Source organism: Cupriavidus ulmosensis (genome assembly GCF_977008105.1).
The window spans coordinates 2,440,069-2,454,371 of record NZ_CDRMWP010000002.1 but is presented as its reverse complement, the minus strand read 5'-3'; the positions used below and the strand labels follow the sequence as shown (position 1 = coordinate 2,454,371).

The following is a 14,303-nucleotide window of genomic DNA, read 5'->3' as shown; positions in this document are numbered from 1 at the left end:
AACCGGCAAGCAACAACAATGAACGAACATCAACTCCGCATCGACCTGGCCGCGTGCTTTCGGCTCTTTGCCCGCCTGGGCATGCATGAGGCCGTAGCCAACCATTTCAGCGCGGCCGTCTCGCCGGACGGCAAGCGCTTCCTGATGAACCGCAAGTGGCAGCATTTCTCGACCATCCGCGCCAGCGACCTGCTGCTGCTGGATGCCGACAGCCCGCCGCAGACTGCCGGCGCCGTCGACCCGACCGCGTGGGCAATCCACGGCCAGCTGCACCGCCGCGCCCCGCATATCCGGGTGGCCCTGCATCTGCACCCGGTCTACGCCACCGCCATCTCGACCCTGGAAGACCCCGCCATCAAGCCCATCGAGCAGAACACGGCGCGCTACTTCAACCGGGTGGCCGTCGACGGCAACTTCGGCGGCATGGCCGATACCGAAGACGAAGGGGCACGGCTGATCGCGCAGCTGCAGGGAAAGTCGCGCCTGATGATGGGCAACCACGGCGTGCTGGTGACGGCGGCCAGCATCGGCGAAGCCTTCGACGACATGTACACGCTGGAGCGCGCCTGCCAGATCCTGGCCATCGCCTACGCCACCTGCCAGCCCCTGAAGGTGCTGTCGGACGAGGTGGCTGAAAAGACCGCGCAAGACTGGGAGGGCATCCGTGATTTCTCGGTGGCCCACTTCGAAGAGATGAAACGCATCCTGGATCGCGAGGACCCATCCTATGCTCACTGAAACGACAAGCCACGCGCCCGCGCACAGGGCCGCCGCCACGCAGCAGGAGTTCCGCAACGCGATGGCGCGGATCGCCGCCACCGTGCACATCGTCACCACCGACGGGGAACACGGCTACGCGGGCTTCTCCGCCTCCGCGGTATGCAGCATCACCGATACCCCGCCGACGGTGCTGGTGTGCCTCAACCGCGGCTCGTCGGCCTATGCGACCACGGTGGGCAACGGCATCGTCTGCATCAACACCCTGGCCGCCGACCAGCAGGAGATGTCGGCCGCCTTCGCCGGAAAGACGCCCATGCCCGAGCGCTTCTCGCATGGAAGCTGGACCCGCTGCGAAGGGTATGCGCCGGCGCTGGACGGCGCGGCAATGTCCCTGCACTGCAAGATCATCGGCAGCTCCACCGTGGGTACGCACGATGTCCTGCTATGCGAGGTGCTGCACATCGACGACCGCGATATCGAGACCTGTCTGCTGTACTACCAGCGCCGATATCACGCGCTCTCGAGCTGAGGACTGGCCATACCGGCGCGGCGGCCCGAGACCGCCATGCATCCTGCCCATCCACCGCAAGCAACCAACGCATGACCGCACTCGTTTTCACCGACAAGGCCGCGCTGCACTATGCACCGGCCATCAGCCGGATTGCCCCGGAGCTGGACATCTGCACCCTGGACGACCCCGCGTCGGCACGCGCGGAAGTGGCCATCAGCTGGGCGCCGCCGGCCGAGAGCTATGCGCGGCTGCCGGGCCTGCGACTGATCCACAGCATCGGTGCCGGCGCCGATCGCATCATCTCGTCGGCGTCGAACCTGCAGGTCCCGATCTGCCGCATCGTCGATGCAAGCCAGGCGCGGAGCATGGCGCAGTACGTGGTCTGGGGGGTGCTGAACCGCCATCGCGGGTTCGACGGCATCCGCGCCAATCAGCGCGCCATCCAGTGGCAGCGCGTGCCCGGGCAGAGCGCCCCCGGCACGGTGGTGGGGATCATGGGCATGGGCCTGATGGGAAAGACCGTGGCGACACTGCTGCTGCAGCTCGGCTTCACGGTGCGCGGCTGGTCGCGCCGGGGCACCGAGATGGCAGGCGTGCAAGGCTACGCGGAGGGGCAGCTGGACGAATTCCTGGCAGGCACCCAGATCCTGGTCTGTCTGCTGCCACTGACGCCGGCCACGCGGCAGATACTGTCGCGCGATCTGTTCGCCCGGCTGGCCGAGGACGCCTACGTGATCCACGTCGGCCGCGGCGACCAGCTGCATGTGGGCGACCTGCTGGCGGCGGTGGACGGCGGCCGGCTCGGCGGCGCCTTGCTGGATGTGTTCCCGGTCGAGCCGTTGCCGGCCGATGACGGCTTGTGGCGGCATGAAAAGATCATCGTCACGCCGCATGTCGCCGCGATATCGGATGCCGGCGTGGTGGCCACGCAGATAGTGGACAACGTACGACGCCTGTCCGATGGCCAGCCCTTGCAACACCAGGTGCAGCATGCGCTGGGATATTGATCGCGCGCACGCGGCCGCGGCCATCCCGCGCGGCGGTCAGTCGATGCGCATCTTGCGGATGTGGCTTTCGCAGAATGCCGCCAGCCTGGTGACGATCTTGCGCGGCTTCATCGCCTGCGACTGGGCAATGCCGAGCGTGGTCGCCTTGACCTCTTCCTTGAAGCGCTTGACGACGAATTCATCACCGCCCACGGTGCGTGTCGACTTGAGCGGGAAGTTGAGAATGCTGAAGCCGAGTCCGCAGGCCACCATGCCGCGCACGACTTCAGGCTGGGACGAGCGAAAGGCAGTGACCGGACGCCGGCCCAGGGTGTCGAAGAGGGAAGAGAAATACTCGCGGCTATGCGGCAAGTCGAGCATCACATAGGGTTCATCGAGCAAGGACGCCAGCGACACCTTGCGCGCGTTGGCGAAGCGATGGGTCCTGGGCAGGATGGCGTAGGGCGGCAGCGAGACCAGCGGCGTGAAATGGATGTCGTCGTCGATATCGAGGCTGTAGGTCAGGGCAATGTCGATGGAACCATCGCGAAGGCCGCTCAACAGCGTGTCCTGATGGGCCTCGGTGGTCTGGATGGAGATCGACGGGTTCTCCGCCACGAAGCGGCTGATGATGCCGGGCATGAGCGGCGGCGCCAGCGACACCATGCAGCCCAGCGCGATCGAGCCGGTCATGCCTTCGTCCAGTTCGGCGGCCGCCAGTTGCAGTTCTTCGGCGTTCTTGAGCAGGTTGCGCGCGTTGCCCAGCAGATCCCGCCCCGACTGCGTCAGCGACAGGCCGCTGGCGTGATGGCGAATGAAGAGCTGGACGCCGATCGCCGCCTCGAGCTCGGCCAGCGCGGTCGAGATGGAGGGTTGGGAGATGTGCAGGCGCCTGGCCGCGCCCGTGAAGGAGAGTTCCTCGGCGGCCACCACGAAGTAGCGTAGCTGGCGCAGCGAATAGCGAAGTGGATTCATCTCGATGACGGATCTGGTTGGAGAACTGGAACGGAACAGACGGTTGACCGGTCTTGAATAGCTTTTTCGGATTCAGATCGAATATTACATAGATTTTTGATCTACCCACGAATTTGCCCCCGAGCGGGGGGCACAGGCGGTTCCACGTCCCGTACCGGGACATCTGATGCTCATGAAATGCGTCATTTATCAAAGGAGGCAGCGATGTCTGCGCAAACAGAGTCAATCGATACGCTGATCATCGGCGCCGGCCAGGCAGGTATCGCCATGAGCGAGCATCTCACGCGGCTCAAGGTCCCGCACGTGATACTCGAGCGGGATCGTATCGCCGAGCGGTGGCGCAGCAGGCGCTGGGATTCGCTGGTCGCCAATGGCCCGGCCTGGCACGACCGCTTCCCCAACCTCGAATTCGACAACGTGGACCCGGACGGCTTTGCCGCCAAGGAACAGGTGGCCGACTACTTCGAGCGATACGCGCGGCAGTTCGGCGCGCCCGTGCGCACCGGCGTCGAGGTCCTGGGCGTCGAGCGCCGCGACGGACAACCGGGTTTCGTGGTCGATACGAGCGCCGGGCGTTTTCATGCGCTCCGCGTCGTGGTGGCCACGGGCGCGTTCCAGCGCCCGGTGATCCCCGCCATCGCGCCCGTGGATGCGGGCCTGACGCAATTGCATTCGGCGTACTACAAGAATCCCGCGCAGCTGCCCGCCGGGGCGGTATTGGTGGTCGGCGCCGGTTCGTCGGGGGTACAGATCGCCGACGAACTGCATCGCTCGGGACGCGAGGTCTATCTCTCGGTCGGCGCGCATGACCGTCCGCCGCGCACCTATCGCGGCCGCGACTTTTGCTGGTGGCTGGGCGTGCTCGGCGAGTGGGACAAGGAAATCGCGGTGCCCGGCCGCGAACACGTGACCATTGCCGTCAGCGGCGCCTATGGCGGCCAGGCCATCGATTTTCGCCGGCTCGCGCACGGCGGCATGAAACTGGTCGGGCTGACCAAGGCCTTCGACAACGGCGTGGCCAGCTTCGAAGGCGACCTCGCCGCCAACCTTGCGCGTGGCGACCAGAGCCTGATGGCCATGCTGGACGCCGCCGACGCCTATGCGGCGCGCAACGGCCTGGACCTGCCGGAGGATCCGCAGGCACGCTACATCCCGCCCGACCCGGATTGCGTGCGCAACCCCATCGCCAGCCTGGACCTGGCCCAGGCCGGCGTGAAGACCATCATCTGGGCCACCGGCTATGCGGTCGACTACGACTGGCTGAAGGTGGATGCCTTCAACGAGCAAGGCAAGCCGCAACACCAGCGCGGCGTATCCAGCGAGCCCGGCGTCTATTTCCTGGGCCTGCCGTGGCTGTCCCGGCGCGGCTCATCCTTCATCTGGGGCGTGTGGCACGACGCCAAGCACGTCGGCGATCACATCGCCAACCAGCGCAAGTACCTCGCCTACGACGTCGCCCTGCGCGCCAGGGCGGCGCCGCGCCCGCGCGAGGTCGCCAGCACCACCATCGCCCCAGAGGCGCCATTGCAAACCACCTTCGCAGGAGCGAAATGATGCCGACGCACCATCGCATACGCATGTTCAACACCAAGGACACCTATCCCAATCAGGCGCTTGACAATGACCTGTGCCAGGCGGTGCGGGCCGGCAATACCGTCTACGTCCGCGGGCAGATCGGCACCGATTTCGACGGCAATCTGGTCGGGCTGGGCGATCCGCGCGCGCAGGCCGAGCAGGCGATGAAGAATGTGAAGCAGCTGCTCGAGGAAGCCGGCAGCGACCTGAGCCACATCGTCAAGACCACCACCTACATCACCGACCCGCGCTATCGCGAGCCGGTCTACCAGGAAGTGGGGAAGTGGCTCAAGGGCGTGTTCCCGATTTCGACGGGCCTGTGCATCAGCGCCCTTGGCCAGCCGCAGTGGCTGATGGAGATCGACGTGATTGCCGTCATTCCCGAGAACTGGACGGCGAAGCCGGCGCAAGGAGCCTGACATGACATTTTCCATCGTCGGCCGCTGCCCGCAGACCGGGCAACTCGGTATCGCCATCAGCTCCTCGAGCATCTCCGTCGGCGCGCGCTGCCCCTGGGTACGCGCGGGCGTCGGCGCGGTGGCCACACAGAACGTCACGCTGCCCGCGCTGGGCCCGGAGATCCTGGACCTGCTGGAAACCGGCAAGTTGCCGCCGGCGCAGGCGCTGGACCAGGCGCTGGCCGCCCGTGAGTGGAGCGAGTACCGCCAGGTCGCCGTCATCGACCAGCAGGGAAGGACGGCGTTCTTCACCGGCAAGGAAGCACTGGGGCTGAGCCATGCCGTTGCCGGCCAGCAATGCCTCGCCGCCGGCAACATGCTGGCGGACCGGCGGGTGGCCGACGTCATGGTGGCGGCCTTTGAGCAATCCGAGGGCGCCTTGGGCGACCGCCTGCTGCACGCCATGCACGCCGCCGTGAAGGCCGGCGGCGAAGCCGGGCCGGTTCATTCGGCCGCGCTCAAGATCGCCGGTACGCAAACCTGGGCGCTGGTGGACCTGCGCGTGGACTGGACCGATGACGATCCAGTCACCGTGCTGGACGCGCTGTGGCGGAGGTATCAGCCGCAGATGCAGGACTACGTGACGCGGGCGCTCAATCCGCTCGCCGCGCCCAGTTACGGCGTGCCGGGCGATGAGTGAGGTGGTGCCGCGGTGCACGCCTCCATGTCGTAGGGGGCGGTTCACGTCGGCCTTTGCCGTGGGCACCGGCAGCTCCGCGGTACCGAAGCGAAAGACTTCATAGCCGGCGAGCTTGAGTTGGATGCCGGCACCCGCAGTGCCGGCATCCTTCAGCCCTGCGGCCAGGGGCGCCGACAGATCGCGAAGTTGGCGTCGTACATGGCCGCTCGAATCAAGCCCGCAGCGCCATGGCGCGCAGCAGCGCGTCGATCTGCCCGAATGCGTCCTGCTGCCATTGTTCGGGAGTGCGATCACCCAGCGCGTGCGTGTCTTCGACAAAGCGCCTGACACAAGTGGGGCCATGCCCTTCGACGGTGTCGAACTTTTCCGCGATGTGCATGAAGCCGCGCTCGCCGCTGGCATGACCCAGCAATGGACGACATTCCTGCGCCAGCACCGCGATGCCGCCGGGATAGTTCCGCACGCAGTAGTAGATGTCGTAGGCATCCTTCTGCTTGTAGCGGCCCGCCAGCGCGTGGCCCTTCATCGCCAGCAAAGCGGGGATCGAGCACACCGCGATTTCCACGCGGTTGGTCCCGCCGTCTGGCATCGGACCTGCCACGGCCACCAGCTGGTAGAACCGCATCGCCAGGTCGGCGCCGTCGGCCCGCTGCACGGCAAAGTCGCTGATCAACGGGGGATCGTTCCTGACGATCTCGGCGTCGCGCGGCATCAGGAAATCGACCACGACGTCGATCGCTTGTCCGCCATCTCGCGCGGGAACCCGGCGCACCAGCTGGAAGCGTCGAAGCCCCTCGCGCTGGGCATAGCCGTGGCGTTGAAGGGCGCCGATCAAGGTGACGTACTCGCCGTCGCCGAGCGCTTCCGCATCCAGTCCAACGTCCACGTCGAGCGTGCCGACATGGGGCATATCCTCGTTGGCGAGCAGCAGCCAGGGAACCGCGCCGCCGATGATGGCGAACCTGCCCTTGAAACTGCCAAGGATCTGGCCGATCTCGATGAGCACCGACTTCACGGCCGCCGTCGTCCGGTCGTCATATTCAGCGGCCGACTGTGGTTCCTGGGGTGTCATCCGTGCCATGAGAGCCTTTCCTGGCGCAGGTGTTCCGCAGCCTCGGCACCGCGTTCCCCGGCAATGAAGAGGTCGAGGTAGGTTTGGACCGGACTGGTGCAGACCGCGCCCGGAGCAGGCTCAACCGTGTCCGCTAGCAGTCCCGCGTCCTTCGGCACGGTGACGACCACGTTCTCGCCCTTCAGGGCTGGCGCGAGCTTCAGCGCTGCCCGCAGCTTCCCCAGACCTTCCTCGTCGGCGAAAAAGTAATGCATGCCGGTCCGGCCGTAAGGGGCGAGCCATTGCGCCGCCGAGAAGGACGCGAATGCTGCATGTCCCGCGCCGCCTTCGGTGCGCAGTGCGTCGCGGGCTGCGTCTTCGAGCGAGCTGCCATGCAATGGCGTGTAGAACCGCAGCCGCTCGCCTGCCGGCGCGGCGTAGCTGTCTCGCCACGCGTCAAGCAGTGCGCCGGGCTCGGCAAGGACAAGGCCATCGTTCGAGGCGCGTGCCCATTCCCGGTCGATCAGGGCGGCGCGCACATTGCTGACATGTCCCAGGCTGACCCCGGAGATCTCCGACAGCTCCGTGACGCGCCACGCGCGGCCCGGTTCGCGCAGCATGACGCGCAGCACCTGCGCCGACTTTGGCCGGAACAGCGACTTGAGTTCGCGCTGTTCGGCAACTGGTCTGTCGGTCACCATGCGCTCGATGAACACACCGCCGAAGGCAATGCGAGCGTTTCCCTCCAGATCGAGATACCCGACTTCCTTCTCCTTGCACATCTGCCGCACCGCGGGAGAGATATAGGGTGCCATGAAGACCGGTGTTGCCTCCGGAGCGCTTTGCGATACGTAGTTGCGCAGCTCCAGCAGCGCAGAACGGGCGTAGCGTGGCTGGCCGTTCGGCTTGTACTCGCAGACGAGCAGGTGCCGCCGTCCGGCCACGAGCAGCCGGGCGATCAGGTCCGGCCTCCAATCGGCCGAGACGGCTTCCGCCTCGATGTCTTCGATCCGCAGGATCGGGACGTGCTCCAGCAGCCGCCGCAACGCGTCACCAGCACGAGCTTCCGCCTTTTTCATTGAATTGGCCTTTTTCAGCATCCGCTGAAAGTACCATATTTCCTGAAGGCTTACTCGGATTTCACGCATCACGCCGCCTTCAGCCTTCGGTGAAGGGCCGCCTGACATTGAAATTAGCCAAGAAACCGCTGGCGCACTTTCGGCGACCCATCTTGATGCCGTCAGCGGCGCTTTCGAATTCCTGGACCCTTGGTGCCGACACCGGAGGTGCCTCGACATCGCTCGTCTCAGCTTCGGGCAGGGTGGCTGGCGGTCAGCCTGACCGGCGCGGCCTCGCCCCCTCCCCCCGTTTCGGGCGGAGCCGGCGCGCGGTCATTGGCACAATCGTCGGCATATGGTTGCGGCCGAACGTCAGCTGAAGCCATCGGCCGCTATTGCCGCGTGAGCATCAGGTTCAGGTTCTGCACCGCTGCGCCGGATGCGCCTTTGCCAAGATTGTCGAAAACCGCGGACAGCAGGACGTGCCCGTGTTCCATGTTGGGAAATACGCTCAGGCGCATGTCGTTGGTGCCGTTCAGCGCCTGCGGATCCAGGTGCTTCAGGGCGCGCGATTCGTGCAGCGGCGTGACACTTACGTGGGCCGCCTCGGCATAGTGGCGTGCGAGGCATGCGTGCAACGCGGCGCCATCCACGTCGGGTGCCAGCAGCCGCAGCGCCAGGGGGACCGTCAGCACGATGCCCTGGCGGAACGCCCCAATCGCGGGGACGAAGATGGGACGCTGCGCGAGCCCGGCGTGCTGCTGGATCTCCGGGGTGTGCTTGTGCGCGAGTTCCAGGCCATATACCTGGTATGAAGGCGCGTTGACGGCTCCCGGTCCCTCATATTCCTCCACGCCGGCACGCCCGCCTCCGGAGTAGCCGGACACCGCATGAATGCTGACAGGGTAGTTGCCCGGTATGAGCCCGGCCTGCAACAGGGGGCGCAGCAAGCCGATGGCGCCGGTCGGATAACAACCGGGATTGGTGACCCGACGCGCGTTCGCAATGCGCTCGGCCTGTCCCGGCGCCATTTCCGGAAATCCGTAAGTCCAGTCCGGCCGCGTGCGGTGGGCGGAACTGGCGTCGATGACTCTGACGGCGGGATTGACAATGGCGTCCACCGCCTCGCGCGCGGCGGCATCGGGCAAGCAGAGGATGGCGATGTCGCAGGCGTTGATGGCTTCCGCGCGGCGCCGCGGATCTTTGCGCTCCGCGGCGGCAAGCGTGGACAGCCGGAGGTCGGTCCGGTTGCGCAGCCGTTCGTGGATTTGCAGCCCGGTGGTGCCTTGGTCGCCGTCGATGAAAACAACAGGAGAGCGCATACGGGGAATACTCCGGTGACTGTGGGTTGTGACAAGGAAAACGAGCCCCTATGTTCCCCGGACCGCTAGAATAGGGAAAGTTGAATTTGATAACGTTAATATTCAGTTTTCCTGAATCTGGATGCCGACATGCGAGAGATCAGCCTGGACCGTCTGCGCACGCTGGTCGCCATTGCCGACCGTGGCTCATTTGCCGATGCGGCGCGTGCACTGCACCTGGCGCCGCCCACGGTCAGCCTCCACATCGCCGAACTCGAAGATCGCATTGGGGCGCCGCTCCTGTCACGGAAGCGCGGGCATGTCAGGCCGTCGGCGATTGGCGAGGTGCTGGTGGCGCGCGCGCGCCGGCTGCTGGCCGATGCGGAGCAGGCGTTGGACGATATTCAACGCCAGGTGCAGGGGCTCGAAGGGCGCGTGCGGCTCGGCGCGTCGACCGGCGTGATCGCGCACCTCTTGCCGCAGGCGCTCGAAGCGCTGCGCCAGCACCATCCCGCCATCGACATTCAGATTGCGGTGCTCACTTCGCATGAAACGCTGTCCCGACTGGCGGATGGAACGCTGGATGTCGGGCTGGTCGCACTGCCTCAGCCCCCGGTGGCCGGACTCGTGATAAAGCCCTGGCGCCGCGACCCCGTGATGGCCTTTGTGCCGGCGCACTGGCGGTGCCCGGCCCGCGTCACGCCGGAATGGCTCGCCGCCCAGCCTCTCATTCTCAATGACGCGACCACGCGCCTCTCGCGTCTGACCGCGGAGTGGTTCGCGGCCGGAGGGCAGCATCCCGCGCCGCGCATTCAGCTCAACTACAACGACGCGATCAAGAGCCTGGTGGCGGCAGGCTACGGCGCGGCGCTGTTGCCCCATGAGGCCACCACGCCATTGCTCGACGGGCGCATTGTCATGCGTCCGCTGCGCCCGGCGTTGTGGCGCCGGCTCGGTATCGCGCATCGTGCCGGGTACGTTGAGCGTTCCACGCAGCACGTACTCGATGTGTTGTGGGATCTGCGATTGACGTAGGCGTTGCCGTTTGCCATTGGCTGTTTACTGTTTGCCGCTTCGGTTCGTTCCATCCATGAAATCGCGTGGGGCGGAGCAGGCGGCAGCCGGCCGCGAGGCTGTTCTGCGACGAAGGGATTCGCGCAACCGTCATCGAGCGGCAGTCGCCACCGCGGGCGTCGTCACGCCGGCGTGCCGCGGTCCGGTCCGTTTCAGGGCTGGCCGGACGAGAGAAGTCCCGCCGAAGGTCGCGCACGGCACGCGGATGGTGGGAACGAAGTCCGCGCTACGTCGGAATACCGAGTGCCGCGACCAGCGTCGTCCGCCGCACGCGCGGCAGCAGCATCCGGATAAAGTCGAAGGCGAACGGCTTGAGCAAATGATCCCGTCGAACCATGACCATAGCCGTCGAGGCGGGGAAAATATGCCCGGCTTCGATGCAGCGCAGCCTCGGATCCGGGTCGTCTTCCATCGCCATCTTGTTCAGCGCGGCGATGCCGACGCCTTGCGCCACATAGGCTTTCATCACGTCCACGTCCATGGCGCGCATCACGATGCGGGGCTGTAGCCCGTGCATCTGGAACGCCCGCTGCACCACGGCGCCGGACGTGAATTTCTCGTCGTGCACAATCCACGGCCAGTCGGCCAGATCCCTGATTTTGATCTGACCCAGTGCCAGCAGCGGGTGCCCCTGCGGCACGACGAGGCAGCGCTCCATCTCGTAGGCGCGAAGCGAAAGGATATCGGGTGCGGCGTTCGACGGCATGGTGCTCAGGCCGATGTCGATGCTGCCGTCGCGCACGCCTGCGTGGATTTCGGGCGGCGTGCCGACCGAGTACTCCAGCTGGACGTGAGGGTAGGTGCGCAGGAAGCGCCCGGTGACGGGCAGCAGCCGGTAGCGCGCATGAACATGCGTGGTGCCCAGGCGGATCGTGCCGCGCGCCTGCCCGCCTTGCCCGTTGTCGCGCAGGCCGCGCAACGCCTGCGAGTCCTGCAGGATGCGGCCCGCAAGCGAATAGGCCTCGCGTCCGGCATCGGTCAGCCCCACCAGCCGATTGCCGCGCCTTGCGAAGACCACGATGCCCAGTTCGTCTTCGAGCGCGCGCACCATCTTGCTCACGCCTGGCTGGGTGGTGAAGAGCGCCTCGGCCGTGCGTGAAACGCTGAAGCCGTTGGCCACGATCTGGCGGATGCAGTGAAGTTGCTGGAAGGTCATCGACATGGCGGCACGGGGAGTCTCGGCACAATGGCCATATTATGCAATGCAGGCAATGATTGATGCCAATTAATTCATTTGACGGCATGAACTGGCGGGACGCACATTAGCGGCAACATAACTCCGTTCCATGTGCCTCCATGTCAGCACCGTCCGCACCGTCCGCACCTTCCGGCCACGCCAGCGCCGCCTACGCCGTCAAGGACGTCAACGAAGCCTTCCGCGGTGGTGCGCGGGTTCCGGCATTCCTCGGCCAGATCAACCAGGCCTCCCTCGTCATGCTCACCGAGCGCGACGTCATCGGCGCGCAGGATGCCCGCGCGATTGCGCAGGCCATCCTGGCCCTTGAGAACGAAGCGCCAGCCGCACGCCCCTCGGGCGACTATCTCGACTACGAGCGCCGGCTGGCCGAGCTGGCCGGCCCGTCGGCGTCGCTGGTGCATGCCGGCCGCAGCCGGCAGGACATTGCCTCCACGCTCTCGCGCATGAACCTGCGAGCCGACCTGCTCGATGCGCACGCGGGCCTGGGCGACATGCGGCGCGGGCTGCTGAAGTTGGCGGGGGATCACGTGCGTACGGTCATTCCTGCCTACACGCACGGCGTGCAGGCCCAGCCCACGACGCTGGCGCACTACCTGCTGGCCGTCGCCGCCGCGCTGGGGCGGCAGCAACAGCGGCTGGAGCAGGCCTATGCGCGCATCAACCTCAGTCCGCTGGGCGCGGCCGCCCTGGCGGCATCGAGCTTCCCTGTCGACCGCGAACGCCTGGCCAGCCTGCTGGGCTTTGGCGGCATCGTGCGCAACACCTACGACGCGAACCATCTTGCCTCGGTGGACAGCAGCCTGGAACTGGCATCCGTGCTTGCCAGCTGCGCCGTGCAGATCAGCCAGTTTGCGCAGGACCTGCATTCGCAGTACCTCACGCCTCATCCCTGGCTCACGATGCGCGGGGGCGAACTCATGGGCATCAGCAGCCTGATGCCGCAGAAGCGCAATCCGGCCGCCCTGGAGCAGTTGCGGGCGCAGAGCAGCCTGCTGCTCTGCGAGATGCAGGGGCCGTTCCTCGTCGCCCACAACGTGCGGACCGGCATGTTCGACTACCGCGCCTACGACCCGCTGTCCTCCAAGCGCTTCGTGGATCTGTTCGCGCTTTTCACGCGGATCGTCGACAGCCTCGTGGTCGACGCGCAGCAGGCCCGCCGCGAGGTGGATGCGGACTATTCCACGGTCACGGAGATTGCCGACGTGCTCATGCAGCAGGCCCGCGTGCCTTTCCGCCTCGGCCACCATTTCGCCTCGCTCCTGACCGATTTCGGCCGCGAACGGCGGCTGCGCCTGGCGGAGATCTCCTACGAACAGGCCTGCGCGCTTTACCGCGAACAGGCCGGCGCGGAACTCCCGATCGACGCCGTGCAGTACAACCAGTGCGTGGATGCCGAGCAGATGATCCTGCGGCGCCGTGGCGCGGGCGGACCCCAGCCAGACGAGGCGATGCGCATGCTGGACGAGGAGCGCGCGGCAGCCGAAGCCGCCGGCGTCTGGAACGCGCAGGCCCGGCAGGCTCTCGCCCGGGCCGGCGACGCGCTTCTTGCGCTCACGCGCGCGCGGGCCGGCTGAGCGGCGCCGCTTATCCGGAATCGGAACAATCCAACCAAATAAAACGAAAGGAGACCATGCCAGTCCTCAACCTTCGTCCCCTGCGCCGCGCCGCGGTCGCCGTGGCGGCGCTTGTGCTCAGCGCCGCCGCGCACGCGGAGTACCCCGACCACCCCATTCGCCTCGTCCTCCCGTACGCCTCGGGCGGCGGCGCCGACACCGTCGGCCGGCCGATGGCCGTTGCCCTGTCCAAGCAGCTCGGCGCCACGGTCATCGTCGACAACCGGGGCGGAGCGAGCGGCGGCATCGCCATGTCCCTGGTGGCCCACGCCAAGCCGGACGGCTATACGCTGGCGTTGGCCCTGACAGCCCAGGCGGCCATCAACCCGGGACTCGTCAAGCGGCTCTCCTATGATCCGGTCAAGGACTTCGAGCCGATCTCGCTGCTGGCGCAGGCGCCGTACTTTCTGGCCGTCTCGCCGAGCCTCGGCGTCAAGACGCTGCCCGAGTTCATTGCGCTGGTGCGCAAGAATCCCGGCAAGTTCTCCTACGGTTCCTCCGGCACCGGCAGCGGCCTGCACCTGTCGATGGAACTGCTCAAGTCGATGGCCGGGCTGGACATGGAGCACATCCCCTACCAGGGCGCCTCGCCGGCCTATACCGACCTGATGGGTGGGCGCCTGCAAGCCGTGTTCGCCGGCTTCGGCAGCGGCGGCAGTTTCCTGCAGGCAGGCAAGATGGTGGCGCTGGGCGTCACCACCGCCCAGCGCTCTCCCGCGCATCCCGAAGTTCCGACGATCGCCGAGGCCGGCGTGCCGGGGTACCAGTCCTATGTCTGGTACGCCTTGCTGGCGCCCAAGGGCACGCCCCAGCCCATTCTCGACAAGTTGCAGCGCGCCGCCGTCGCGGCGCTGAAGGATCCCGAGGTGCAGAAGCTGTTCATGGTCGACGGCGTGCAGCCGATCGGCTCCTCGCCGCAGGAGCTGTCGGCCTTCATGCGCAAGGAGACGGTCAAGTGGCGGGAAGTCATCCAGCGCGCCGGCATCGAACCGGAATGAGCGCTCGACCTGAATGCCGGGCGAGGCGAAGCGCCGCGTTCCATTCGCGCGCCTCGCATTCCGTCCCGGGCTTCAGGCATTGAAGGCATCTCGGGCAACCCGGGCCCATAAGCATTCAGGCATCGACGCGCGCGGCGCGTCATCC

The 14,303-nt window shown here is 66.5% G+C and carries 14 protein-coding genes; 9 read left to right on the top strand and 5 right to left on the bottom strand.

All coding sequences use genetic code 11. The annotated features are described in order from the left end of the window. Positions 1-18: 18 nt before the first annotated feature. The 3 genes from ACWTPI_RS30580 (at position 19) to ACWTPI_RS30570 (ending at position 2,238) form a co-directional block, all read left to right on the top strand. Complete coding sequence (locus ACWTPI_RS30580) at positions 19-738, top strand: class II aldolase and adducin N-terminal domain-containing protein (RefSeq protein WP_454733636.1); 720 nt, start codon at positions 19-21, stop codon at positions 736-738. Beyond that, entirely contained in the window at positions 728-1,249 is a 522-nt protein-coding gene (locus ACWTPI_RS30575) for a flavin reductase (RefSeq protein WP_020423900.1), read from the top strand. The genes ACWTPI_RS30580 and ACWTPI_RS30575 overlap by 11 nt, the downstream gene beginning before the upstream one ends. A 71-nt stretch (positions 1,250-1,320) precedes the next feature. Beyond that, on the top strand, positions 1,321-2,238 hold the full coding sequence (locus tag ACWTPI_RS30570) for a 2-hydroxyacid dehydrogenase (protein ID WP_020205216.1): 918 nt from the start codon (positions 1,321-1,323) through the stop codon (positions 2,236-2,238). A gap of 36 nt (positions 2,239-2,274) precedes the next feature. On the opposite strand, the gene ACWTPI_RS30565 is transcribed toward ACWTPI_RS30570, so the two are convergent. Further along, positions 2,275-3,192, bottom strand: coding sequence for a LysR family transcriptional regulator (locus ACWTPI_RS30565; RefSeq protein WP_020205215.1), 918 nt, complete (start codon positions 3,190-3,192; stop codon positions 2,275-2,277). A gap of 204 nt (positions 3,193-3,396) precedes the next feature. On the opposite strand from ACWTPI_RS30565, the gene ACWTPI_RS30560 reads away from it, so the two are divergent. Genes ACWTPI_RS30560 through ACWTPI_RS30550 form a run of 3 tightly spaced genes read left to right on the top strand, consistent with a single transcriptional unit; the run spans position 3,397 to position 5,865 of the window. Next, on the top strand, positions 3,397-4,746 hold the full coding sequence (locus ACWTPI_RS30560; protein ID WP_020205214.1) for a flavin-containing monooxygenase: 1,350 nt from the start codon (positions 3,397-3,399) through the stop codon (positions 4,744-4,746). Continuing rightward, entirely contained in the window at positions 4,746-5,186 is a 441-nt protein-coding gene (locus tag ACWTPI_RS30555; protein WP_059412499.1) for a RidA family protein, read from the top strand. Before ACWTPI_RS30560 ends, ACWTPI_RS30555 begins: the two co-directional genes overlap by 1 nt. A 1-nt stretch (position 5,187) precedes the next feature. Continuing rightward, the gene (locus tag ACWTPI_RS30550) at positions 5,188-5,865 is read left to right on the top strand and encodes a DUF1028 domain-containing protein (RefSeq protein WP_059412500.1); all 678 of its coding nucleotides are present in this window, start codon (positions 5,188-5,190) and stop codon (positions 5,863-5,865) included. A gap of 211 nt (positions 5,866-6,076) precedes the next feature. Here the strand turns inward: ACWTPI_RS30550 and ACWTPI_RS30545 are convergent, their stop codons facing one another. From ACWTPI_RS30545 to argC, 3 genes are all read right to left on the bottom strand, one after another. After that, a complete protein-coding gene (locus ACWTPI_RS30545; RefSeq protein ID WP_454733635.1) occupies positions 6,077-6,946 on the bottom strand; it encodes a hypothetical protein in 870 nt (289 codons plus the stop codon). Then, positions 6,934-8,016: a hypothetical protein gene (locus ACWTPI_RS30540; RefSeq protein WP_454734042.1), complete on the bottom strand. Its 1,083-nt coding sequence runs from the start codon at positions 8,014-8,016 to the stop codon at positions 6,934-6,936. Before ACWTPI_RS30540 ends, ACWTPI_RS30545 begins: the two co-directional genes overlap by 13 nt. Before the next feature lie 350 nt (positions 8,017-8,366). After that, complete coding sequence (gene argC, locus ACWTPI_RS30535) at positions 8,367-9,296, bottom strand: N-acetyl-gamma-glutamyl-phosphate reductase (protein ID WP_020205209.1); 930 nt, start codon at positions 9,294-9,296, stop codon at positions 8,367-8,369. 129 nt (positions 9,297-9,425) lie between these two features. On the opposite strand from argC, the gene ACWTPI_RS30530 reads away from it, so the two are divergent. After that, complete coding sequence (locus ACWTPI_RS30530) at positions 9,426-10,310, top strand: LysR family transcriptional regulator (protein ID WP_454733634.1); 885 nt, start codon at positions 9,426-9,428, stop codon at positions 10,308-10,310. A gap of 265 nt (positions 10,311-10,575) precedes the next feature. On the opposite strand, the gene ACWTPI_RS30525 is transcribed toward ACWTPI_RS30530, so the two are convergent. After that, complete coding sequence (locus ACWTPI_RS30525; protein WP_454733633.1) at positions 10,576-11,511, bottom strand: LysR substrate-binding domain-containing protein; 936 nt, start codon at positions 11,509-11,511, stop codon at positions 10,576-10,578. 134 nt (positions 11,512-11,645) lie between these two features. Here ACWTPI_RS30525 and ACWTPI_RS30520 point away from each other — a divergent pair, with 134 nt between their 5' ends. Then, positions 11,646-13,121 (top strand): lyase family protein, encoded by a 1,476-nt coding sequence (locus ACWTPI_RS30520; protein ID WP_454733632.1) that lies wholly within the window; start codon positions 11,646-11,648, stop codon positions 13,119-13,121. 56 nt (positions 13,122-13,177) lie between these two features. After that, positions 13,178-14,158, top strand: a complete 981-nt coding sequence (locus ACWTPI_RS30515) for a Bug family tripartite tricarboxylate transporter substrate binding protein (RefSeq protein WP_454733631.1) — start codon at positions 13,178-13,180, stop codon at positions 14,156-14,158. Positions 14,159-14,303 lie beyond the last annotated feature (145 nt).